This window comes from Streptomyces hypolithicus (genome assembly GCF_052934925.1).
The window spans coordinates 4,624,192-4,646,990 of sequence record NZ_CM128811.1; the positions used below are offsets into that span (position 1 = coordinate 4,624,192).

A 22,799-nucleotide genomic window follows, 5' to 3' on the forward strand; every position below is an offset into this window, starting at 1 on the left:
GGATCTTCACCTGGCAGCGCTTCAAGCCCGGGGGCGTCGCGAATTTAGGGTCTGTACGGTCTCCGGTGTAATTGATGATCAAGGAAGAGACATCAAGTGACTGACACCGTGACCGAGTGTGTGGCCGCCGGCGACCAGGCGGAGCCGTCGTTGGAGACCCCGACGGTCGAGCAGAAGCTCATTGACCAGCTCGTCGAGCAGGCCCGGAGCAAGGGGCTGCGGCTGACTGGCGAGGGCGGGCTGCTGCAGCAGTTGACCAAGACGGTTCTGGAGTCCGCCCTGGAGGGCGAGATCACCGACCATCTCGGCTACGACAAGCACGACCCGGCGGGCAAGGACGGTGGCAACAGCCGCAATGGCACCCGTTCCAAGACCGTGCTGACCGACATCGGCCCGGTCGAGATCGACGTTCCCCGCGACCGCGAGGGGTCCTTCGAGCCGGCCATCGTCAAGAAGCGGCAGCGCCGGCTGACCGGCGTCGACGAGATGGTGCTCTCGCTGTCCGCGAAGGGCCTCACACACGGGGAGATCTCCGCGCACCTGGCCGAGGTCTACGGCGCCAACGTGTCCAAGACGACCATCACCACGATCACCGACAAGGTGATGGACGGCATGGCGGAATGGCAGAACAGGCCGCTTGACCGCGTCTACCCCGTCGTCTTCATTGACGCTATCAACGTGAAGATTCGGGTTCTGTCGACGATCTTGTGATCCGGACGGTGCGGCAGGCCGGCATCCGACTTTGCGATCATGCACCGCGTGCTCTGACGATGTGCTCAATGAGTTGTTTCCCCACCTGTCCGCGCTGCTGATCGAGCAGGTAAATCGGGGCTGGACGAGGTCGTGATGCGGACCCGGGTCCGGGCTGACACGGGGGTATGTCGGTGCGGCCAGTTATCCCGGCGGGTTCACGGCAGCTACGTTCGCCGACTTCGGGACGTTGCCACTGGTGGGCTCGGTGTCGTGGTCGAGATATGCGTACGGCGTTTCCGGTGCGAGAACCCCGACTGCGTCGCGGTGACATTCGCCGAGCAGATCACGGGGCTGACCACCCCCCACAGCCGCTACACACCCCTGCTACGGGGGCTGCTGACCGAGATCGGCCTGGCACTGGCCGGCCGGGCAGGGACACGGATGGCATCAGCCATCGGCATCGCCGTGGGGCGAGACACGCTATTGCGGCTGGTCAGAGCACTACCCGACCCGGAGATCGGTGAAGTGGAGGTGCTGGGCGTCGACGACTTCGCCTTCAGGCGTGGCCGCCACTACGGCACCGTACTGATCAACATGGACACCCACCGCCCGATCGACCTGTTCGACGGCCGTGCGGGTGAGGACCTGGCCGCCTGGCTGGGCAGCCACCCCGAGATCCGGGTCGTCTGCCGGGACCGCTCCAGCGGATACGCCGAAGGAGTACGTCTCGGGGCGCCCCAGGCCGAGCAGGTCGCCGACCGATTCCACCTGTGGCAAAACCTCGGCCAAGCCGTCGAGAAGACTGTGAACTCGCACCGCGATCACCTGGCCGAACCGCCTCCTGCCCACACCGCCGAACCGCCGGTCCAAGCACCGGAGGTGGTCCAGCCATCGGCCGAACTCAAGATCGTCACCCGGATGAGAGACCAGCACGCCGCTGTGCACAAGCTATGGGAACAGGGCCTTTCGAAGGCGGCGATCGGCCGGAAACTCGGACTGCACCAGGCCACCGTGCGCAAACTCGTTCAGGCCAGCTCGGTGGACGCCGTCATCACCAAGACGCTGCAGCGAGCGCACAAAGTTGATCCGTACACCGCCTACCTCCATCAGCGGTGGAACGAAGGCATCCGAAATGCCGCCCAGCTGTGCCGCGAAGTCCAACAACTCGGTTATTCAGGAGGTGAATTGGCCGTCCAGCGCCACTTACGCCGCTACCGCGACGGCCGTGGACACGCTCCCGCACCCGGACCGAAACCCCCGACCGTCCGCGAGGTCACCTCCTGGATCATGACCCACCCTGAACATCTTGGAGACGACAAGACGGCCATGCTGCGTCTCCTGCGAGACCGCGACACGAACCTCGACCGGCTCACCCTCCACGTCAGAGGGTTCGCCACGATGATGACCGGCCTTCACGGCGATCGCCTCGACACATGGATAACCACCGTCGAACAGGACACCTTGATACCCCTGGCCTCCTTCGCCCGCAACCTCCGCCGCGACATAGACGCCGCACGCAACGGACTCTCCCTGCCGCACAATTCTGGCGCCGTCGAGGGCAACGTCAACCGGCTGAAGATGCTCAAACGCCAGATGTTCGGCCGTGCCGGACTCGATCTCCTTCGCAAACGCGTCCTGCTCACCCGGTGATCAGCAGCCACCGGATCACAAGATCGTCGACAGAACCAAGATTCGCGATGGCCAAGTAGCGAACAGGCCGATCTACGTGGCTCTGGCGGTCACTGCCGAAGGGCACCGGGACATCCTCGGGCTGTGGGCCGGCGACGGCGGCGAAGGCGCGAAACACTGGCTGCGGGTGCTGTCGGAACTGAAGAACAGAGGCGTCGAAGACGTCCTCATGCTGGTCTGCGACGGACTGAAGGGGCTGCCCAACGCGGTCGGCGAAGTCTGGCCCCGTACCGTTGTGCAAACGTGTGTGGTTCACCTCTTGCGGGCGTCGTTCAGGTACGCGGCCCGCCAGGACTGGGACAAAATCGCGAAGGCGTTGAAGCCGGTCTATACCGCGCCGAGCGAGGACGCGGCCACGACGCAGTTCCTGGAGTTCGCCGAGGTCTGGGGGAAGAAGTATCCGGCGATCGTCCGTCTCTGGGAGTCGAGTTGGGCAGAGTTCACGCCTTTCCTCCAGTTTGATGCGGAAATACGTCGCATTGTGTGCACGACCAACAGCATCGAGAGCGTCAACGCCCGCATCCGCAAGGCCGTCCGCTCCCGCGGGCACTTCCCCACGGAGCAGGGGGCGTCGATTAATTGATGGAGCGTGTCACGTCAGCCTGTCGTTGATGTTGTGTGCATGGCGTAGGCGGCGAGTTCGCTGGGGTCGACGAGCCGGACGGGCAGTGGGTCTGCGTGGTGGCCGTGTTGCTGGAGCAGGGGCCGGACCTGCTTGATCAGGGTGCGCATCTGGTTCTCGCCGATGCGGAAGAGGTGGGCGGTCAGTGAGCAGGGCAGCCCGCGCTGATCGAGAACGGCGGCCCAGATCATGCTTTCCACGGCGAGTTTGCGGTGACGGGGGCGCTGGCCGGTGGGCACTTGATCGATCAACGCGCGGACGTCTGCGGTGAGTTGATCGAGTGCGTGTCGGGTCATCCCGGTCAGTACGGGGTGGGTTGCCATGGCGGTGTCGAAGGTGTGGGCGTGACGGGGGTGGGCCCGGCGGGTGGGTGGCTGGAGGGGCCCGGCGGGGACGCCGGGCTGGGGCGGGATCGTGTAGTTCCACTCGCCGTGGAAGCTGTCGGGGGTGATGGTGAGTGCGGCGGCGTGCTGGGCGTCGATCTCGATACCGATGGGGTAGGTGCCCTCGTCCAGGCGGGCGTTCACGCTCAGCCCGGTGCTCGTGGTGGTGGCGGCGATGAGGTTCAGGGCGACTTTGTAGCTGGTCAGGGGGCGGGCCCGCCAGTTCATCGAGATGAACGAGAACAGGCGGTGCTCCACTTTGTTCCATTTCGACGTGCCGGGCGGCAGGTGGCACACACTGATGTGCAGGCCGGTCTCGGTGGCCAGGGCGGCGAGGTTCGCTTTCCATGCCTTGGCCCGGGAACTGTTGGAGCCGCCGCCGTCGGCGGTGATCAACAGGCGGCGTGCGTTCGGGTAGGCGGCGCGGCCCTCCTCCTTCCACCAGCGGCGCAGGGCGGCCACCGCGAACGCGGCGGTGTCATGGTCGGTGCCCACCACTACGTAGCCGGTGTTGCGTCCGACGTCGTAGATGCCGTAGGGGATCGCGGTGCCGGCCGCCTGGGAGGGGAAGTCGTGATCGAGGACCTTCACGGGCCTGCCGGGCGGGGCCCATTCCCGCCCTCCTTGCGCGAACAGCCCGATCTGTTCCTTCTTCTTCGTGTCCACACTGATCACGGGGTCGCCGGCGTCGAGGAACTGGCGCACCTTGTCGTTGAGGTGGTGGAACTGGGCATCGCGGTCCCGGTGACCGCTGCCGGCCAGGACCTTGGCGTTGCTCCGCAGGCTGAAACCCGCCTCCTTCAACAATGCGGCGATCACGTCCCGACCCGCCGCGCGTCCCTGGGCTGCGAGCTCGGTGGCCAAATGCCGCAGCGACTTCGTGGTCCAGGTCAACGGCCCTATCGGGTCACCTTGCGTGCTGTCCTCGACCAACGCCAGCAGTGCGGCTCGGAGCCCCGGGTCCTTCGCCGCCAGCGCGGGACGCCCCGCACCTCGCCGACGTACCCGGCCATCGGGCCCGGCATCGTCCTCCAACTCGACAAGGCCCCGACTGACGCACCCCGTGGAGACCCCCGCGGCCCTGGCGACAGCCGCGATCCCTCCATGTCCGAGTTGCCGCGCTTCCGCCGCATACAGCAGACGGCACTGCCGCTCGTTGAGATGCGGAGTCACCGCCTCGAACTTCGCCCGCAACGGACTGATCAACTCATCGAAACGGCCCATATCACATCAACGAACCCAACTCCCGGAAGCAACCCGTAAATTCGCGACGCCCCCCGGGGTGTCGGTGAGAGTGCGGTTCGCACTGTAATGCCGGGTTTGGTGTCGCTCGATGGGGTGGCGTTGGGGCATCTCTGCCGGTCAGGCGTTCGAGGTTCGCTTGGGTGGCGGGATGAGTGGTCGCAATCCGTACCCGAGTGATCTCACCGACGAGCAGTGGAAGTTGATCGAGCCCGTGATCAGCGCCTGGAAGGCCGAGCACCCCTCGGCCACCGGCCATCAGGGCAAATACGCGATGCGGGAGATCGTCAACACGATCCTCTACCAGAACCGCACCGGCTGTCAGTGGGAGTACCTGCCGCACGATCTGCCGCCGAAGAGTGCGACGTACTACTACTTCGCCGCCTGGCGTGACGACGGCACCGACCAGAGCGTTCACGACCTCCTGCGCTGGCAGCTGCGCGAGAGCCGGAAGCGATTAGCCGACCCGAGTCTGGTGGTCCTGGACACCCAGAGCATCCACGCGGCCGTCGGCGTCCCGGCCGACACGACGGGCAAGGACGCTTCGAAAAAGGTGCCGGGCAGGAAGAGATGCCTGGCCGTGGACGTGTTGGGCCTCGTCGTCGAGGCCGCCGCCCTGCCGGCGTCCGCGCACGACAACGCTGCCGGCATCGCCCTGCTGAACGGTGTGGCCGCGCAGACCGACACGGTGCGGAAGGCCCTGGTCGACCAGGGCTTCAAGAAGAGCGTCGTCGACCACGGCAAGACTCTCGGCATCGATGTCGAGATCGTCGAGCGCAACCCGGCCGAGAAGGGCTTCGTCCCGCAGGCCAAGCGGTGGATCGTGGAACAGACGAACGGGATCTTGATGTTCTACCGCCGTCTCGTGCGTGACTACGAACACCGGCTCGCCTCCTCCCGCTCGCGGGTGTTCTGGGCGATGACGTCGGTCATGGCCCGCCGCCTCACCGGCATCACCCTCCCCTCCTGGAGGGGCGCGTGAGTGAGATCCTCCAGGTCGAGGCCGTACTGGCCTACGTCGAGGTCCGGATGAGCGAAGTCTGCGAGCAGGCCGGACGGCTCCGGGACCAGATCGCCGAACTCACCGCCCGCCTCTGCGAGTTCGACACCGAGAGCGAGAATCTGCAGATCACCCGCAAGACCCTCCTCAGCCTCCCCGCACCGGCACCGGCACCGGCACCGGTCGACGATCCACCCCGCGCCGAGGTGCCGGAACACCCCGCCTACCAGCAGATCCTCACGGTCCTCGCCGACACCGGCCATCCGATGCGGGCCCGCGACATCTGCGAGGCCCTCGACCTTCCGATCCTGCCGAAGAACACCGAGGGCATCCGCTCCAAGCTGAAACGCCTGGTAACCCGCGGTATCCTCACCGAGCCCGAGCCCGGCTTGTTCACCCAGCCCCGCCCCTGAGCACCAGCCCACCCCACCGAGCAGGGCACCTCACCCAGACCTCATCGCGAATCGGGCATCACGGCGCGAACCGCACTCTGAGGGTCCGTCTTCGCACGGGTCCGCCATGGCGCCTGCGAACAGCTTGTCGAAGAGGCGGAAACCCCACGCAACTGTGTCCGCCCGCCCAACACCGACGAAGCGGGGCTGGCTTCAATTCCCACCGCCCAGGTGGCGGACGAATGTCACTGATGTGGCACCACCAGCTTCTACTTCTCCTACGGGGGCCCGGCAATCGAGGGCTGGGGCGCAGTTGTGAACTGCGCATAGCTTCCAGCCCCTCTTCCAAGTCCGACCCCTGCCGCAATGTGCGCCAGGGGGGCCTCCGGCACGTGCGTGTAGTCGGGTGTGTCGTACCGGCCTAACGGTATCTGCTCCCGGTCGACTTGCCGCCAGCGAGTGATGGGGGCGGCAGACTCCAGGAACGTGAGCGTTCCGTCGTGAGCTCGGAGCCTTCCTCTCTGGCGCCGAGGGCCCGTACGCGAGCCCGGGGGTGAAGCCTCAGTGGGTAACCCCTTCGGGCGGCGCAGCTCCGTAGCCTCTCCCGCCTGGGCGTCCTCGCCGGCGGCTCCGTGCGCTCTGCCATCGAGTGTCGGCCACCGCTAGCTTGTGCCGTCCGAACGCGCAGAGATGGCCGTGCGGAAGGGTGGAGATCTTATAAGGATGGCACCTCGTTTGCGGTAGGGTCTCCATCGTTCAGCTGTCGCCTATCGGAGGTCCTCTTGCCATTTTCCCTGTCAACGTCTCCCTCGGAGCCCGACGATGTGCGGGCTCAACTTGGTGGAATGGGGACCAGGTTGGAGTTCCTGCACGAGGTGCTGCGTGCGGGCGAAGCGGCACGGCGCACCGCAGTCCCCAACGATCCGACGGGGACCGGCGGGCGGAGGGCTTACGAGGCGCACGTGCGCACCGTTCGGGAATTGCACATCGAGCACGAGGGGTGGGCGCGGCTCGTGCACGGCCGCCTTGAGCTGGTCTGCAACGCCGACCGGTCGATGGCCATGGGTGTCATGGTCGGTGACGCGGCTACCGGCCAGGCGAGCCTGTTCCCGAAGAACGGGCGTCGCCGGGGCGCTGCCACCGGGCAGGTCACTCGCGCCAACGAGGGTGAGGGGGCGGCGCACGTCCAGACCGCTCTGTTCGTGGCCGGTGCGGGCCCCAGGGGTGTGTCCCTCAGTGAGGAGGAAGCTTGCGCGCTGAAGACGTGGTTCTTGCTGTCTCACCGTACGAAGGTCGGGGACGCGGTGCGCATCGACTGCGAGCTCTCGCGGCCTAAGAGGTTCGTGGACGGATTTGTGGTCGAATGGGGAAGGCGGATTCCGCTTCCTGTGCTCACGATGGACGGAATCGAACCTTTGAACGATGATGGGCCGGGGGAGATCGACATCCCTGTTGATTTCCGCTGAGTCCGTATAGTGGGGGCGTCGGAGTCCGCCGCCCCCACCAAGCACCACCGATAGCTGAGGCAGCCCCAAACATGGTGACCCCGTCCCGTATCGCACTGGCACGCAAGCGCAGGGGGATGACCCTCGCCGAGCTGTCGGACCGGGCAGGCGTCTCGGTGCAGAGCCTGTCGAACTACGAGACGGGACGAACCGCTCCGCGCGCCGCCACCCTGAACAAGCTGGCCTCTGCCCTGGACTTCCCCGCCGCCTTCTTCCAGGGTCCGGCGCTGGAGGAACTCCCCGCCGACGGGATCTCGTGGCGGGCACGCAGTAAGACCTCCCCCCGCGTGCTGGATGCCGCCCGTGCGGCAGGAACGCTCGGTGCGACGCTCTATGACTGGATCGCCGAAGGCTTCCGGCTTCCAGCTGTGGACGTGCCATCCCTGGGTAAGCCGGATCCGGAAACGGCCGCCGGGATGGTCCGCACCCGCTGGGAGCTGGGCGAGGCACCGGCCCCGAACATGGTGCACCTTCTGGAAGCCCATGGGGTGCGAGTGTTCTCCCTGGACCCCGATCACGCCGAGGTCGACGCGTTCGCGGTGTGGCGTGACGGCGTGCCCTTCGTGTTCCTCAACACCCTCAAGTCGGCCGAGCGAGGCCGTTTCGATGCCGCTCACGAACTTGGACACCTCGTGATGCACGGCAGCGAGCACGCCTGCTCGGGACCCGAAGCCGAACGGCAGGCCAACGCCTTCGCGTCCGCGTTCCTCATGCCCAGGGCGAGTGTCCTGGGCCACATGCCGTCGGGTGCCCACGTCGACCAGATCATCCGCGGCAAGAGGATCTGGAAGGTCTCCGCCATGGCCCTGACGTACCGCATGCACGATCTGGGCCTGCTCACGGACTGGCAGTACAGGTCGACGTGCGCGGAACTGAGCCGGTTGGGGTACCGCTCCGCCGAACCCGAGGGCATGGGGCAGCGGGAAACGTCGCAGGTGCTGACCAAGGTCTTCGCGGCACTGCGAACGAAGGGTGTTCGGCCTGCCACAGTCGCTGCGGAGGTGGGGCTGACCGGCGAGGAGATGAATAGGCTCCTGTTCGGTCTCACCCTGACAACCATCAGCGGTGGTGGGCAGCAGACCGCTTCCACTCCCCAGCGGCATCTATCCGCTGTCAGCTCGCCGACCTCGGGGCCTGTACGTTCGTCGGCGGCCCCGGCCCGTGCGTCCTCTCGACGTTCCGGCCTGCACGGCGCTCCGCTTCGAGGATGAAGCGACGGGATCCGGCAGGCGACCTTCGGTTGGGGATCCAGCCGGAGAGTGGCTGGCACTCCCGCGTATCAACGTCTTAAGCAGCGATGACTCCGCGGCCTGTGACGTCCCAGGCCGGTGGGCTGGTGCCCGGCCCGGGAGGCTCGCCCGAGCCTTCCGACGCATGAGTTGGACAACCTTGGGCTCCGCCGCCAGCGAGTGGCTGACGGGCCGAAAGGCCGATCCGTGGGCCGGCACACCCTCCCGGAAACAACCTTGACCTGTCCGCTGTTGCAGTGGTGCGACCACGTAGCGGTCCTGTGCCGCTCCGCTCTCGGCCATCTGCGCTTTACGACGCTCCGTTGCCTGCCGTTTTGCTGCTGCGCCACTCGATCGCTTCGGCGACTTCATTGAACTCGACGAGGTGTTCACCGGCGCTCCGTTCGAGGACGGCTTTGACCTCTGCCGGTGTGACGCGGAAGAACTCCTTGCGGCTGTTGACCCGATTGACCCGACGCGACGCGAACTCCTGGTGAAGACGCGTTTCGAGCCCGACTGCGTCCTTGCTGAAGATCAGTGCGTGGACATCGAATCGGAAGGGCACCGCGGCGCCGCTCAACTCGTAGATCCGCTCGAGCGGTTCGAGTCGCCGGGTCATCCCGATCTTGACCATGCTGTCGCCGAAGGCGCCGACGTTGGAGATCACGTACACATAGCCGGTGCGGATGTTGGCGGCACGGGCCTCCACGTCGTCCAGAGCCCCCTCGATCTCCGCGAGTTTCGCCGCCATCTCGGCGGCTGCCGCGTGATCGCCCTGGGCCCTCAGCCTGTCCAGCGCGCTCTGGTAGTGGCTCATCTCCTTGTGTAGTTTCTCCCGCTCGCGATCCAGTTCGCGCTGAGCGGTTGCCTCTTCACGCTCGCGGGCGCGGGCCTCGCGCTGGGCCTGCTTCTCCTCTTCCTTGCGCTGCAGGAAGTCCGCCGTCAGACGCAGCTCCTCCACTCGGGCATCGTGGTAGGCATCACCGATCCGGATGTCCATGGTTGCGCCCAGCTTGGCGATCGTCTCGCGGCTCTTGTACAGGCGGTCGACCAGCGAGGTGAGGCGGTGCGGGCGCATGCTGCGCACGGCGTAGTCGGCTTCGGCGTTGTAGGCGCGGAGCATGAGCTTCGAATAGTTGCGGATCATCTTGGTGCCCTGGCGGGCCGATCCGTTGACGGTCCAGCCGCTGGCGCCGAGTACGGCCTGCTGTGAGCGGGCGAGTTCCTTGATCTTCGCCTTGATGGCGTCCAGACGGGCTCGGTAGGCCACGGCGTCGTCGAGCGGGTGGCGGTAGGCGTAAATCCCGATCTGCTGGAGCATCACGGTCTCGTCGGTGGTCACGATCCGCGTACGCAGGTCGTTCAGCCGGCTCTCCGCCTGATAGACCTCGGCGCGGTGCTGCTCCGCCTCCTTCCGTGCCTTCTCCGTGTCCTTCGCGGCCTGGCGGGCGGCTGCCTGACTGTCCTTGGCCGTACGACGAGCCTCGCGCACGATCTCGTCGGCCTCGTCTACCGCCTGCCGGCGCAGTTGTTCGGCTTCCTGACGGGTCTGCTGCTTCAGCAGCGCTACCGTCGCGGCGTCGGCGCCCTGGGTTCGTGAGATCCAGTCGCGCAGTTGCTCGGCTTCGCTTCCCCCCTCTCCCCGGTTGCGCCGGAACCAGCGTTGCCGGCGGGGCGCCGGGATCTCGGCCGCGGGCGCGGGGCCTTCTTCGTCTTGCTGGGCCGGAATCCACAGCTGCCAGCCGTTGGGGGGTGGCGGCCAGGAGGGGTCCGGTGTCCAGTCCGTGGGCGGAGTCCAGCCGGTTGGCATCAGCCAGTTCGGTGGCGGGTTGAAACGATAGGCACCCATACGCCCCCCAGCGTCAAGATCACAGCGATCGTCCATCAGTCGGTCCTGCTTGATCATGGCGTGAGATCTGTGTGCCAGGCAAGAGCGCCGGGAGACCACCTGATCACGGAGGGTGCCCGAACGTGTTCCCATCTTTGTCGCCCGCTTCCGCGACGCCGGCGGGGGCGGGAAGCCGGTGATCGGCGGTTTGAAGGTGTGCTGGGGCGAGGACCGGGAAAAAGCCGTCGAGACCGTGCACCGGCTGTGGCCCAACGAGCAGTTGCCCGGGGAGCTGGCCCAGATCCTCCCCACTCCCGCCCACTTCGAGCAGGCGAGCCAGCTCGTCACCCACGAGCAGGTATCGGGCAATGTGCCGTGCGGGGACGACGTCGAGGAGCACGTGGGCGCCGTACGCGCCTACGTGGACGCTGGTTTCGACGAGGTGTACATCGGCCAGATCGGCCCCGACCAGGACGCCTTTTTCACCGCAAGCCGCGACAAGCTCCTGCCCGCGCTTCGTGGGTGACTCCACGGATGGGCTGTCAGAGCTTTCCGTGGAGAGTGCGGCGCCACTTACGAAAGCGCCAGCGTCGAGGGGCAGACGAAACTCCTCAGACGTCAGCAGGTGCGCAGAAGGTGCCGTGAGGCCGGGCACGCCGGTCAGGATATGACATGGCAGAAGACGCCTCGGCGGAACTGCAGCAGTCCACGCGTCAGAAGGAGGCGCGCATCGCCGACCACCTGGCGGACGCGGCAACCAAGCCCCGCGAAGCGACCAACGGCGTACCGGCGACGACTGCCGTTCTGACACAGCTCATGCTCCGCCGCGGTGTGCCCCCTTCTCGTTTTCGGCGCGCTGGCGTCCCTCACCTGGCGGGTCACCCGCCGATGCGCGACCTGATCCAGTCGGGCGGCAGCCACTGCCGTACTGGCATGTCGGCGAGAGGACCTTTTCATGCCGCAGGCTCCCCCTCGCGGCCGCTTCTTCTCCGGTGGCAGGTTGCGGGTGGCGGGGTCGTCGACGCCGATGCGGGCGTTCTTGGCGTCGGCGCAACCGTCGACGATCGCTCACCGTCGGCCTACGGGGACCTCGCCGGGGGATCGGCAAGACGATCACTTGCTCGCGGACGCGGACGCGGAAAAGCTGAGGCCGATGCGGTCACGCCGCGCGAACTTGGCGAAAACGACTCAGCTGCTGCGCTGCAGGGCCTGGCGATGCGTGCGGTGGTTCCGATGGCGGCGTCAACGGCGGGGAGGCTCTCCGCCGGGTTCGCCCTGCACCCCCAACAGCACGCGGAGTCTGTCTTCCCCTGGAAAGCCTGAGAGCGCTTGGCGCAGGCATGCTCTTTTCCAGGTCCCCCAACTGTGTGCCTACTGAGTTCTGCGTCTCTCCGCCGCTACTGCGCAGCCCGGATGCTACTGCCGTACGCAACGACTGATGCCGGCCGCTTCGGCCATGAGCTGCTGGGGCTGGAACTGCCGGCTGGCGACCAGTACTCGCAGGCCGAGGCATTCCGCGCGCCGGTGCAGGTCCACGAGAAGGTCCCGCATGCAGGTCGTGTCACCCTCTAGTGACTCCTGAAGCGTCTCGTCTGCGAACTCGTCGAGTGCATCCTCACGGCCGCTGTTGCGCTGGACGACCTCACCGGCGATGCCGGGGACACGGTGGACGAGCGACTGCGGTTCCTCGTGGAGCATGTCCGGTCTAGGGCCAATACCAGTGACTTAAGGTTTGTCGCTGGTAGGGTGCCTGTTCAGGAGGTGCCGGGATGCCACGCCCTGGGCAGGTTAAGTCTGAGACGGATGAGCGGTTGTCGGACCGGATCGCGATCGGGTTGCTGACGCGGTCGTTTCCGCCGGAGCTGGTGGATCGGATCGTGGAGGAGAGCGGGCGGTCCGGGCAGCGTCAGCGGCTGCTGCCGCCGCGGGTGGTGGTGTACTTCGTGCTGGCGATGTGTCTGTTCTCCGGGCAGGGGTACGAAGAGGTGGCCCGGATGCTCACGGAGGGGCTGGCATGGGCGCGGCGCTGGTCGGGTTCGTGGCAGGTGCCCACCACCGCCGCGATCTCCCGGGCGCGGGTCAAGCTTGGACCGGAACCGCTCAAGGCGCTGTTCGAGCAGTCTGCCGGGCCTGTCGCCACGCGGGCTACACCTGGTGCCTGGTACGGGAGTTGGCGTCTGATGGCGGTCGACGGGACCACGTTCGATGTGCCGGACAGTGCGGAGAACGACGCGCGGTTCGGCCGCCCGAAGACCCACCGGGGGGAGCGGTCCGCGTTCCCGCAGGTGCGGGTGGTGGCCCTGGCCGAGTGCGGCACCCACGCGATCACTCACGCAGCCCTTGGACCGTTCACAACGGCCGAGTCGGTCCTGGCAGCGGAACTGTTCGAGGCCCTCGGGGTGGGTGACCTGCTGATGGCCGACCGGGGCTTCGCCGGCCTGGTGCAGTGGCGTGCGGCATCGGCCGGCGGTGCGGATCTGCTGTGGCGCATCAAGTCCAACGCTGTGCTGCCCGTGCGCCAGGAGCTGCCCGACGGGTCCTATCTGTCCGACATCGCCGCTGCGGGCGACCGCAAGCGCGCCGACGCGACCATCGTGCGTGTCATCGAGTACACCCTGGACGACCCGGGCCGCCCGCAGCGCGACGCCCCGTACCGGCTGATCACCACCATCCTCGACCATGAAGCGGCGCCTGCAACGGAGTTGGCGGCCCTTTACAACGAGCGTTGGGAGATCGAGACCACGCTGGATGAACTCAAGACACACCAGCGCGGCCCCGCCCAGGTCCTGCGTTCCCGTTCGCCCGACGGCGTTGAGCAGGAGGTCTGGGGCCACCTGCTCGTCCACCACGCGATCCGCCAGCTCATGCACACCGCCGCCGAAGGCATCGACACGGATACCGACCGGCTCTCCTTCACCCGCACTCTCCGCCTCGCCCGACGCCAAGTCACCGCGCAGGCGGCCTTTTCCCCCTGAGCGCATGGCCGCAGCACTCACGGACGGACTCCACGAGATAGCCCGCCACCTGCTACCCAAGCGCCGCCGACGGTCCCATCCCCAATGACCATGAGTTAATCCGGATCGGGCGTCAGCTGGTGGAGCACGATGGTGCGGGTGACGTGGCGGGTTCCAGGGTCGGTTGAGCTGCGGGTTCGGTAGCTCAGATGGGGGCGCTTCGTGGTTCGGGGCGCGGTGCGCTTGGGGCGTTCGCGGATGAGCATGTCGGGGGAGGTCGGCTATGAAGAAGCGCAGGGCCTTCGCGAGGAGGTCAGGGGGAAAAGGCCGTCCGCACGGAGCTTTTGACGGCGTCCAGGACGGGCGGGAAGCTGATGCGGGCCGGGTCGACACCCGCGATCACGGCGGCCTTCGTGATCAGAGTGCGCAGGGCCTGGTAGACGCAGAGCAGGGCCCACAACTCCTGGCGTACGCCCTCGGGTTTACCCGAACGCAGGACGCCGCCACTGGTCCGCAGGTCGACCTTGACCAGCTTGAACAGGACTTCCACCGACCACCTTTCCGCGTAGTTGCGGGCCAGTTCGAGTGCCGGGGCTGCCTCGGGGTCCAGCAGGGTGGTGATCAGGCAGAACACCTCGCTGACCCCGTCGTCGTCGGCCACGCTGTACTCGATGACCCGCACCGGCACACGCTCCGAGCGCCTGGTACCGCGCAGCTCGGAAAGGTAGGTGCCGTCGGCCAGGCGTTTCCTGACGGGCAGGGCGAAGGAGGCTGAGACGCGCCACAGCAGTTCGGTACCCGTCGCGGCGGCGGCCGTGTACAGGTCGTAGGACGGAAAGCCCCGGTCGGCCAGCAGCAGCATGCCCGGAGCCAGCCGGTCCAGCAGGCGCTCGAACAGGGCCCGTTCGCCGACCTCGATGGAGTCGAAAGCCGCCCCGGCCAGGGCCAGGGTGCCGCACTCCGCCAGCGCCACCAGGCGGGCCTGCGGACGGCTACCGCCGGACGGCACGCCGAAGGCGGCCTCGTTGTGCCGGCCGGAGGGCAGGTCGAAGACCGTCCCGTCCACCGCCATCAGCCGCAGACCCCGCCAGAACGCCCCCGGCATCCGCTCATCCGCGACGGGTGCGGCGACCTCGTCGAACAGGTTCCGCAGCGGTGCCTCCCCCAGCCGGTAGCGGGCCAGAGAGATCGCCCCGTCGCTGGGCACCCGGTAACCGTCCCAGCCACCCCGCGACCACCGCAGCCCCTCCAGCAAGCCCCGCAGCGTGCGCACATACCCCTTGCCCGGCTCCAGCCACAACGCCATAGCCAGATACATCATCAACTTCGATGGCAACGAACGGGTCCGCTCCTCACGCGCCCCAGCCTCGTCCACCGCGGCCTGCACCGCCTCCTCCGGAAACACCGTCGCCAGCAGCCCGATCGACACGTCATCCGTCAGCCGCCCTGCGACCGCACCCTCAACTCGCTCCACCCAAAGATCATCGCACCTGGAGCGTTAACTCATGACCATTGGTCCCATCCCCGCGTCGTCAAACGCAAAATGTCCAACTTCGGCGTCAAACGCGCCAAGCACCAGCTCTGGCCCCAGCCCACCCTCGATCCAACCGACGCAGTAGCCATCGCCCCGCACTACAAGACCGCCCCGATCAACCCACCGCTCCAAGTCCCACCCGTCCGGGACTCTTAAGTCACTGGTATTGGGTCTAGGGCGTGTATCTGGTCGTGATCAATATGTGGGTTTCGCTCTCGTGGGGCGGGCGGATCGGGTAGTCCGGTGTGTATGACACGGGCGCAACTGACGGACCAGGAGTGGGAGTACGTCGAGCCGTACCTGCCGATCGGCGAGTACGGTCCGTTTCCCGCCCGGTTGCGGCAGCAGTTCGAGGGTGTGATCTGGAAGTTCCGCTCGGGAGCGCAGTGGCGTGAGATGCCTGCCGATTTCGGGGCGTGGTCCACCGTGCACAACCGCTTCCGGCAGTGGCGGGACGCCGGAGTCTTCGAGGCCCTGCTGGAAGGGCTGATCGCGAAAGCGGCCGCGCGGGGCGAGGTGGACCTCTCCCTGGTCAGCGTGGACTCCACCACGGCCCGGGCCCACCACGACGCGGCCGGTATGCGTCTGGGCCCCGGCGTGCTCGACGCCCTGGAGGAAGCTGCCGACGAGGAGAAGGCCCGGTCAAAGGGGGCACCGAAGACGAACAAACCGGGCCCGGGGCCGACGGCGGCGCCGAGCGAAGACGCGTCCGGCGGCGCCGCAGGCTCCGACTGAAGGCCGCCCTCCTCGGGCGCTCGCGGGGCGGGCAGACCAGCAAGGTCCACATCGCCTGCGACCGCAAGTGCCGACCGCTCGTGCTGACCCTGACCGTGGGACAGGCCGCCGACAGCCCGCAGTTCATCCCGGTCCTGGACAAGCTTCGGGTCCGCGGCCCGGCAGGCCGCCCCCGCACCCGACCCGACGCCGTCGCCGGCGACAAGGCGTACTCCTCCCGCGGCAACCGCGCCTACCTGCGCAGACGAAACATCAAGGCCGTCATCCCGGAAAAGAAGGACCAGACCGCCAACCGGAAGAAGAAGGGCCGCCAAGGCGGCCGGCCCCTCACCCACGACACCGACCTGTACAAGGAGCGCAACACCGTCGAGCGCCTGATCAACCAACTCAAGGCATGGCGCGGCATCGCCACCCGCTACGACAAGACCCCCGAAAGCTACCAAGCCGGACTCCACCTGCGGGCCTCCATGATCTGGATCAAGCACCTCACGCGAACCACTCAATGATCACGACCCGATACACGCCCTAGTGCTCCACGTGGGTGATGGCGAGCCCGGTCTCCTCCAGCGTCTCGCGCAGCAGTCCGTCCACGATCGGTTCATCATCGGTGATGCGTCCCCCTGGGATTTCCCAGGTACCGCCGAGGAAGTCCTCCGGGTTCCGGCGCACGACGAGCACGCGGCCGTCGTGGATGATCATCGCGGAGGCCACGAACTCGGCGATCCGCTCGATGCGGGCCTGGGTCTCGAGGTCGTCGCCGAGCGCGCGGGCGGTGACGTAGCGGATGAGGTCGCTCATCGGCAGGGCGCCGGGGTGTCGGGGGTCGACCCAGCCCAGGGCGACGCCCTCGGTCAGGGTCAGGGTGTCCGGGTTTCCGTCCCAGCGGCCCTCGAACACGTAGCTCAGGTGTCCGTTGGCGGCCGTATGCGTGAAGGCGTGCGTGAGCGGCAGGCTGAGGCCGATCTCCTCTTTCACCTCGCGGGCGATCGTTGCGTACGGGCCCTGGTCCTCAGCTTCCGGCTTGCCGCCGTTCGGGCTCCACGTGGACGGCCAGCGGATCCCCGGGCCGTCGCCCCGGAGGTGCATGAGCAGGTGGCCGTCCGCGTTGCGGATCAGGGCCAGGGTCCCGTACCCGTACGGCGCCGGGCGCGGGGTGACCAGCTCCAGCACCCGCATCGTGTCGGCGAGCATCGACGGATGGATGGGCAGGTCGGCGAACTGACCGGGTTCGATCCATGCCAGGTCGGTGCCCTCCCCGAGGGTGAGTTCGGAGATCTCTCCGTCCCACCAGCCGTGGAAGACGTGCACGGGGTAGCCGTCGGAGAGGACCTTGAACATGGGCCGCAGCTCCACGCCGGTCAGGGCGACCTCCTCGCGGAGCTCTCGGACGGCGGTGGCGTGCGGGTCGACGTCCTCCGGCTCTGCGCCCCCGCCCATCGGGGCCCACGTCCCCGGAGCCCACAGGCCCACCCGGTCATCGCGCAGGTGCATCAGGACCCGCCCGGAGGCATCGCTGATCACCACGACGGTGCCGTACGGGTCCTCCTCCGCTGGCCGGTCCTCGCGCGGACGCCCAAGCAGTTCCCCGACCCGGGCTCGCAGTACTGGGTCCCCCAGCTCGGAGGGGCCGCGCCAGCGCGCCCCGGACACCTCCTCCACCTGCAACGTCACCGGCGTCTCGCCGCGCGCCCGGAAGACGAACCGGACATCGAAGTGCCGATGCCGGGGCTCGCGCTTTTCCGGCCGCGCCTCCAGCTCGTGGACGTCGATGTGGATGGGTGCCTCAATGCCGCCGAACGGCTCCAGCGCGACGAGGGAGGTTTCCTCCGCGACCTCCCGCAGCACCGCCTCCATCAGCGTCCGGTCGGAGGGCTCGCAGTGACCGCCCGGCTGGATCCACACGTTCGAGGCGACGTGATGGATCAGCAGGACCTGGTCGTGGTCGTTGACGATGACGGCCGACGTCGTGACGTGCCCGTCGAACGTCTCCCGGGCGGCCATGTCCCGGCCGGCGTCAAGGCCGTCCAGGAGCGGCTGCAGTGCCGCCCGTTCCTCGGGATGGGCGGCGAGGTAGACCGTGACCACGGCCTGGATGTGCGCTGCGGGGATCGGCACTTTCTCTCCTCAAGATGAGCCCTGCCGCCTGGCCGGGCACAGGTGTGCTTGGCCAGATATCGGGACGAAGGGTCGAACCTAGCGACGGCCAGCACGCCGCCGGATGAGAACACGGCAACGCACGGGCGAGCCAGACCTCGATAGGCGGCGGCGTGAACGACTCGCTCCCGTCACCGCGCCGCTCCCCGAGGGCTTCCTCTGCAAGAGCCTCTTCGTCGTCGCGCTCACCGCTGTGCGGGCCCGCCGTACTTTGATCTCCGAAGGAGCCAACGCATGGGAGCGGAGGGTTCGGAGGATTCCCCGCGGAGCGAGGCCCCCGCTGCCCGTACCGCCCGGGCATGGTCCCAGGAGCATGTTGCATCTACTCCAATTCATCCTGGTTCGTCAGGCTGCTGGGGTCGGTGTTGGCGCCACAGAGGATCACGGCGACCTTCTCCCCGTTGCCGGGCCGGTAGCTGCGGCTCGGCACAAAGGGATCGGCGGGCTGCGGCAGGGCGTTCCACCGGGAGTCGTACCCCGGTTCCGCGAGCAGAGCTGCCAGTCCGGTCGCGGCTCCGTGCTCGACGGCGATACGCCGGTGGTCCCACAGAGACTGGCGCGCCGTGATGATGTCGCTGTCCTGCACGAGGACCGAGTGCACACGGTCCCGCTGAGCAGCGTGCAGGGCCATCCGTGAGGTGCGGCGGGCTCCCAGGGAGTCAGCGGCGATCGAGTCGACCGGGACATCGACGGGCTCGCCGGCTTCCAGGGCGGCGTTCAGTGCCCGGCAGTTCTCGGGCTCCACGGCGACGACGCGTACTCCGTGGCGCTGGGCCGCGGTGGCCACTCCGGCGAACAGGCCGCCGCCGCCGACCGCGACGACCACGGTGTCCAGGCCGGGGATCTGCTGGCGGATCTCCTCCAGCAGGGTGCCTGCTCCTGCGGCGATCAGGGGGTGGTCGTAGGCGTGGCTGGCCAGCGCGCCGGTCGCGCCCGCGAAGTCTTCGCACGCGGCGAGGGCCTCGGCGTACTCGGCGCCCACTAGGCGTACGTCCGCGCTGTACCCGCGCAGCTTGGCGACCTTGACCGGGGGCGCGGTCTCGGGCAGGAACACGGTGGCCCTGACGCCCTGCTGCTGGGCGGCCCACGCGCAGGCGAGCCCCGCGTTGCCGCCGGAGGGGGTCTGTCCAGTCAAAGGTGTAACTGGGTTTGGTGTGGCTAGAGTTGACCTGCAGTGAGGCGGCCGTCGAAGGCAATGTCGAAGGCGTTCATCGCACCCTTCCAGCGCATAGTCCAGCGTTTGCGGCCGGCGCCGGTGGGGTCGAGGCTCATGACGGCCATGTAGACGCATTTGAGGGCGGCCTGCTCCGTGGGGAAGTGCCCGCGGGAGCGGACGGCCTTGCGGATGCGGGCGTTGACGCTCTCGATGCTGTTGGTCGTGCACACAATGCGACGTATTTCCGCATCAAACTGGAGGAAAGGCGTGAACTCTGCCCAACTCGACTCCCAGAGACGGACGATCGCCGGATACTTCTTCCCCCAGACCTCGGCGAACTCCAGGAACTGCGTCGTGGCCGCGTCCTCGCTCGGCGCGGTATAGACCGGCTTCAACGCCTTCGCGATTTTGTCCCAGTCCTGGCGGGCCGCGTACCTGAACGACGCCCGCAAGAGGTGAACCACACACGTTTGCACAACGGTACGGGGCCAGACTTCGCCGACCGCGTTGGGCAGCCCCTTCAGTCCGTCGCAGACCAGCATGAGGACGTCTTCGACGCCTCTGTTCTTCAGTTCCGACAGCACCCGCAGCCAGTGTTTCGCGCCTTCGCCGCCGTCGCCGGCCCACAGCCCGAGGATGTCCCGGTGCCCTTCGGCAGTGACCGCCAGAGCCACGTAGATCGGCCTGTTCGCTACTTGGCCATCGCGAATCTTCACGTTGATAGCGTCAATGAAGACGACGGGGTAGACGCGGTCAAGCGGCCTGTTCTGCCATTCCGCCATGCCGTCCATCACCTTGTCGGTGATCGTGGTGATGGTCGTCTTGGACACGTTGGCGCCGTAGACCTCGGCCAGGTGCGCGGAGATCTCCCCGTGTGTGAGGCCCTTCGCGGACAGCGAGAGCACCATCTCGTCGACGCCGGTCAGCCGGCGCTGCCGCTTCTTGACGATGGCCGGCTCGAAGGACCCCTCGCGGTCGCGGGGAACGTCGATCTCGACCGGGCCGATGTCGGTCAGCACGGTCTTGGAACGGGTGCCATTGCGGCTGTTGCCACCGTCCTTGCCCGCCGGGTCGTGCTTGTCGTAGCCGAGATGGTCGGTGATCTCGCCCTCCAGGGCGGACTCCAGAACCGTCTTGGTCAACTGCTGCAGCAGCCCGCCCTCGCCAGTCAGCCGCAGCCCCTTGCTCCGGGCCTGCTCGACGAGCTGGTCAATGAGCTTCTGCTCGACCGTCGGGGTCTCCAACGACGGCTCCGCCTGGTCGCCGGCGGCCACACACTCGGTCACGGTGTCAGTCACTTGATGTCTCTTCCTTGATCATCAATTACACCGGAGACCGTACAGACCCGAGGTGTCCGATGGGACGGCCGACTGGGTGGACGACGGCGGTAACAGGGCGCCCGGCGATGCGATCGCCGGGCAGACCGCCGATTCGTCGGGATGTGGAGCGTGTCTTCTGGAAGAAGATTGCTGAGGGGCTGACCAGTGAGGATGCGGCGATCGCGTGCGGCGTGTCGGGGCCCGTGGGAACTCGGTGGTTCCGGGAACGTGGCGGGATGCCGTCGATCCAGATTGGCCCGGTGTCGGGCAGGTATCTCTCCTTCGAAGAGCGTGAAGAGATCGCTCTGCTGAAGGCTCAGGACGCCGGGGTCCGGGAGATCGCCCGCAGGCTGGGCAGGACCCCTTCGACGATTTCGCGGGAACTGCGGCGCAACGCCGCCACCCGCAATGGACAGCTCGCCTACCGGGCGTCGATCGCGCAGTGGAAGGCCGAACTGGCCGCGCAGCGGCCGAAACTGTCCAAGCTGGCCGGCAACGAGCGGCTGCACGAGTACGTCCAGGACCGCCTGGCCGGAGAGATCCGCTACCAGGACGGTGCACCTGCGCCGGGGCCCGCGGTATCGCGGTGGAAGGGACGGAACAAGCCGAGGCGTCAGGACCGCCGTTGGGCCACATCGTGGAGCCCACAGCAGATATCCAACCGGCTGAGGGTCGACTTCCCCGATGATGAGTCCATGCGTATCTCGCACGAGGCGGTCTACCAGGCGCTCTACGTCCAGGGCCGCGGCGGGCTGAAGCGTGAACTCGTCGCCTGCCTGCGTACCGGCCGAGCCCTACGAGTGCCCCGGGCCCGCACCGCTGGCCGGGGGAAGAAATTCGTCACCGAGGAGGTGCTGATCAGTCAGCGGCCGGCTGAGGTGGAGGACCGGGCGGTCCCCGGTCACTGGGAGGGCGACCTCATCATCGGCCTGAACAGCTCCGCGATCGGCACCCTGGTGGAACGCAGCAGCAGGTTCACGATGCTGTTGCACCTGCCGCCGATGCCCGGCCACGGCGGCCCACGGACCAAGAACGGCCCCGCGCTTGCCGGTCACGGAGCCGAGGCCGTACGTGCAGCCCTCGCGGAAGTGATCGTCGACCTTCCCTCCCAGCTCCGCAAGTCCCTTACCTGGGACCAGGGTTCGGAACTGGCGCAGCACGCCCTGCTCCGCATCGACACAGGTCTGGAGATCTACTTCGCCGACCCGCACAGCCCCTGGCAGCGCGGAACCAATGAGAATACCAACGGCCTGCTACGGCAGTACTTCCCGAAGGGCACCGACCTCAGCAGGCACACCCGCGAAGACCTCGCCGCCGTCGCCGCCGCCCTTAACAGCAGACCTCGCAAGACCCTTGGCTGGAGGACCCCAGCCGAGACTCTCGACAGTCACCTACTATCGACACAAAGCGGAAGTGTTGCGACGACTCCTTGAACCCAAGGAGTACGCCTCGCGGAAGTTCGCCCACGCCTGCCGCCGACTGGGAGTGACACGGTCCATGGGCCGGGTCGGCTCGTGCTTCGACAACGCCGTCAGCGAGGCGTTCAACAGTGTCCTCAAGGTCGAGTGCGTCCACCGCCACACGTTCCGCACCCGCACCGGGGCCCGGATCAGGATCGCCACCTGGATCACCGACTTCTACAACACCCGCCGACTACACAGCGTGTGCGGGTACCGGAGCCCGATCGACTACGAGAACGAGTACTGGGCCGGCCTCACCATGAGGCTGGCTGCATAGGAAGGACTCCACAGTTCGAGGGGATTGACAGATTCCCCCACCCTCGGCGACATGGAGGAGAGCCCGCTCCGCAGACCACACTGCGGAGCGGGCGGCCCGCCCCCGGAGGGAAGACCTCGTGACCATGATCGTGACCAGGCCCAACGCCATCGGTTCCCCTGGCTACAGCGAGACGCTGCCGTGCGAGGAGAGGTCCGCAAGCCGTGCACGTCGGCTGATCACAGCCGTCCTTAACACCTGGGGCCTCGACCGCCTTGACGGGGCAGCAACCGTCATCGTCTCTGACCTGGTGACCAACGCCATGGCGCATGGCCGGTGTCACTCGTTTCGTGTCGGCATCATCCTTGTCGCGCCAGGTCGTGTTCGAGTTGCGGTATCCGACAGGTCGACCGCCGACCCGGTACCGATCTTTCCCCAGGGGCGACGGTCCACTCCCCAGCGATCCGCCAGGCTTGCGACGAGGAGCAATCCGCGGCCCGACTCCTCGTTCTCGCTCGGCTCGCAGGGTAGCGCCGCAAGCCCCAAGCGCCGCGATCCGACAGGCGCTGAACTCTCAGGACCGCCCCGGTTCGTCCGCTCGCCCGTGCCGGCCGGCCGGGGCTCCTTGACCAGCCTGGACGAGCCAGC

The 22,799-nt window shown here is 67.4% G+C and carries 17 protein-coding genes and 3 pseudogenes; 13 read left to right on the forward strand and 7 right to left on the reverse strand.

Annotated features, from left to right (window positions below):
• Nucleotides 1–150: 150 nt before the first annotated feature.
• The 3 genes and pseudogenes from ACU6WZ_RS21850 to ACU6WZ_RS21860 form a co-directional block, all read left to right on the forward strand.
• Nucleotides 151–690 (forward strand): annotated as a pseudogene (locus ACU6WZ_RS21850) (transposase); the annotation flags it as partial.
• A gap of 156 nt (nucleotides 691–846) precedes the next feature.
• On the forward strand, nucleotides 847–2,343 hold the full coding sequence (locus ACU6WZ_RS21855) for an ISL3 family transposase (protein ID WP_447029827.1): 1,497 nt from the start codon (nucleotides 847–849) through the stop codon (nucleotides 2,341–2,343).
• Between the two features lie 37 nt (nucleotides 2,344–2,380).
• Nucleotides 2,381–2,953 (forward strand): annotated as a pseudogene (locus tag ACU6WZ_RS21860) (IS256 family transposase); the annotation flags it as partial.
• A gap of 26 nt (nucleotides 2,954–2,979) precedes the next feature.
• On the opposite strand, the gene ACU6WZ_RS21865 reads toward ACU6WZ_RS21860, so the two are convergent.
• Nucleotides 2,980–4,611 carry an ISAzo13 family transposase gene (locus ACU6WZ_RS21865; RefSeq protein WP_447029802.1) on the reverse strand — a complete coding sequence of 544 codons (1,632 nt, stop codon included), beginning with the start codon at nucleotides 4,609–4,611 and terminating at the stop codon, nucleotides 2,980–2,982.
• A 169-nt stretch (nucleotides 4,612–4,780) separates the two neighbouring features.
• Between ACU6WZ_RS21865 and ACU6WZ_RS21870 the strand changes: the two genes are divergently transcribed.
• The 4 genes from ACU6WZ_RS21870 to ACU6WZ_RS21885 all read left to right on the forward strand — a co-directional run bounded on the left by ACU6WZ_RS21870 (nucleotide 4,781) and on the right by ACU6WZ_RS21885 (nucleotide 8,737).
• On the forward strand, nucleotides 4,781–5,611 hold the full coding sequence (locus tag ACU6WZ_RS21870) for an IS5 family transposase (protein WP_447029762.1): 831 nt from the start codon (nucleotides 4,781–4,783) through the stop codon (nucleotides 5,609–5,611).
• Nucleotides 5,608–6,042, forward strand: a complete 435-nt coding sequence (locus ACU6WZ_RS21875) for a hypothetical protein (protein WP_447029801.1) — start codon at nucleotides 5,608–5,610, stop codon at nucleotides 6,040–6,042. Before ACU6WZ_RS21870 ends, ACU6WZ_RS21875 begins: the two co-directional genes overlap by 4 nt.
• Nucleotides 6,043–6,866: 824 nt before the next feature.
• Nucleotides 6,867–7,487 carry a hypothetical protein gene (locus ACU6WZ_RS21880; protein WP_447029829.1) on the forward strand — a complete coding sequence of 207 codons (621 nt, stop codon included), beginning with the start codon at nucleotides 6,867–6,869 and terminating at the stop codon, nucleotides 7,485–7,487.
• A gap of 71 nt (nucleotides 7,488–7,558) precedes the next feature.
• Nucleotides 7,559–8,737, forward strand: a complete 1,179-nt coding sequence (locus ACU6WZ_RS21885) for a helix-turn-helix domain-containing protein (RefSeq protein WP_447029830.1) — start codon at nucleotides 7,559–7,561, stop codon at nucleotides 8,735–8,737.
• A 328-nt stretch (nucleotides 8,738–9,065) separates the two neighbouring features.
• Here ACU6WZ_RS21885 and ACU6WZ_RS21890 read toward each other — a convergent pair whose 3' ends face one another.
• The gene (locus ACU6WZ_RS21890) at nucleotides 9,066–10,604 is read right to left on the reverse strand and encodes an SNIPE associated domain-containing protein (protein ID WP_447029832.1); all 1,539 of its coding nucleotides are present in this window, start codon (nucleotides 10,602–10,604) and stop codon (nucleotides 9,066–9,068) included.
• A gap of 112 nt (nucleotides 10,605–10,716) precedes the next feature.
• Between ACU6WZ_RS21890 and ACU6WZ_RS21895 the strand changes: the two genes are divergently transcribed.
• Both ACU6WZ_RS21895 and ACU6WZ_RS21900 read left to right on the forward strand, forming a co-directional pair.
• A complete protein-coding gene (locus tag ACU6WZ_RS21895; protein WP_447029834.1) occupies nucleotides 10,717–11,109 on the forward strand; it encodes an LLM class oxidoreductase in 393 nt (130 codons plus the stop codon).
• A 146-nt stretch (nucleotides 11,110–11,255) separates the two neighbouring features.
• On the forward strand, nucleotides 11,256–11,906 hold the full coding sequence (locus tag ACU6WZ_RS21900; RefSeq protein ID WP_447029835.1) for a hypothetical protein: 651 nt from the start codon (nucleotides 11,256–11,258) through the stop codon (nucleotides 11,904–11,906).
• A 93-nt stretch (nucleotides 11,907–11,999) separates the two neighbouring features.
• On the opposite strand, the gene ACU6WZ_RS21905 is transcribed toward ACU6WZ_RS21900, so the two are convergent.
• Nucleotides 12,000–12,281, reverse strand: coding sequence for a hypothetical protein (locus ACU6WZ_RS21905; RefSeq protein WP_447029837.1), 282 nt, complete (start codon nucleotides 12,279–12,281; stop codon nucleotides 12,000–12,002).
• Between the two features lie 71 nt (nucleotides 12,282–12,352).
• On the opposite strand from ACU6WZ_RS21905, the gene ACU6WZ_RS21910 reads away from it, so the two are divergent.
• Nucleotides 12,353–13,558, forward strand: coding sequence for an IS4 family transposase (locus ACU6WZ_RS21910; RefSeq protein ID WP_447029839.1), 1,206 nt, complete (start codon nucleotides 12,353–12,355; stop codon nucleotides 13,556–13,558).
• Between the two features lie 292 nt (nucleotides 13,559–13,850).
• Here the strand turns inward: ACU6WZ_RS21910 and ACU6WZ_RS21915 are convergent, their stop codons facing one another.
• Nucleotides 13,851–15,011 carry an IS4 family transposase gene (locus tag ACU6WZ_RS21915; RefSeq protein ID WP_447029841.1) on the reverse strand — a complete coding sequence of 387 codons (1,161 nt, stop codon included), beginning with the start codon at nucleotides 15,009–15,011 and terminating at the stop codon, nucleotides 13,851–13,853.
• A gap of 309 nt (nucleotides 15,012–15,320) precedes the next feature.
• Between ACU6WZ_RS21915 and ACU6WZ_RS21920 the strand changes: the two are divergent.
• A pseudogene (locus ACU6WZ_RS21920) lies at nucleotides 15,321–16,312 on the forward strand (IS5 family transposase).
• 19 nt (nucleotides 16,313–16,331) lie between these two features.
• On the opposite strand, the gene ACU6WZ_RS21925 reads toward ACU6WZ_RS21920, so the two are convergent.
• The 3 genes from ACU6WZ_RS21925 to ACU6WZ_RS21935 form a co-directional block, all read right to left on the reverse strand.
• Nucleotides 16,332–17,921 carry an NUDIX hydrolase gene (locus tag ACU6WZ_RS21925; protein WP_447029843.1) on the reverse strand — a complete coding sequence of 530 codons (1,590 nt, stop codon included), beginning with the start codon at nucleotides 17,919–17,921 and terminating at the stop codon, nucleotides 16,332–16,334.
• A 361-nt stretch (nucleotides 17,922–18,282) separates the two neighbouring features.
• The gene (locus tag ACU6WZ_RS21930; RefSeq protein ID WP_447029844.1) at nucleotides 18,283–19,095 is read right to left on the reverse strand and encodes a pyridoxal-phosphate dependent enzyme; all 813 of its coding nucleotides are present in this window, start codon (nucleotides 19,093–19,095) and stop codon (nucleotides 18,283–18,285) included.
• A 23-nt stretch (nucleotides 19,096–19,118) separates the two neighbouring features.
• Nucleotides 19,119–20,390: an IS256 family transposase gene (locus tag ACU6WZ_RS21935; RefSeq protein WP_447034019.1), complete on the reverse strand. Its 1,272-nt coding sequence runs from the start codon at nucleotides 20,388–20,390 to the stop codon at nucleotides 19,119–19,121.
• A gap of 83 nt (nucleotides 20,391–20,473) precedes the next feature.
• Between ACU6WZ_RS21935 and ACU6WZ_RS21940 the strand changes: the two genes are divergently transcribed.
• Nucleotides 20,474–21,868 (forward strand): IS30 family transposase, encoded by a 1,395-nt coding sequence (locus ACU6WZ_RS21940; RefSeq protein ID WP_447029501.1) that lies wholly within the window; start codon nucleotides 20,474–20,476, stop codon nucleotides 21,866–21,868.
• Nucleotides 21,849–22,172 (forward strand): integrase core domain-containing protein, encoded by a 324-nt coding sequence (locus tag ACU6WZ_RS21945; RefSeq protein WP_447029845.1) that lies wholly within the window; start codon nucleotides 21,849–21,851, stop codon nucleotides 22,170–22,172. Before ACU6WZ_RS21940 ends, ACU6WZ_RS21945 begins: the two co-directional genes overlap by 20 nt.
• Nucleotides 22,173–22,799: the final 627 nt, after the last annotated feature.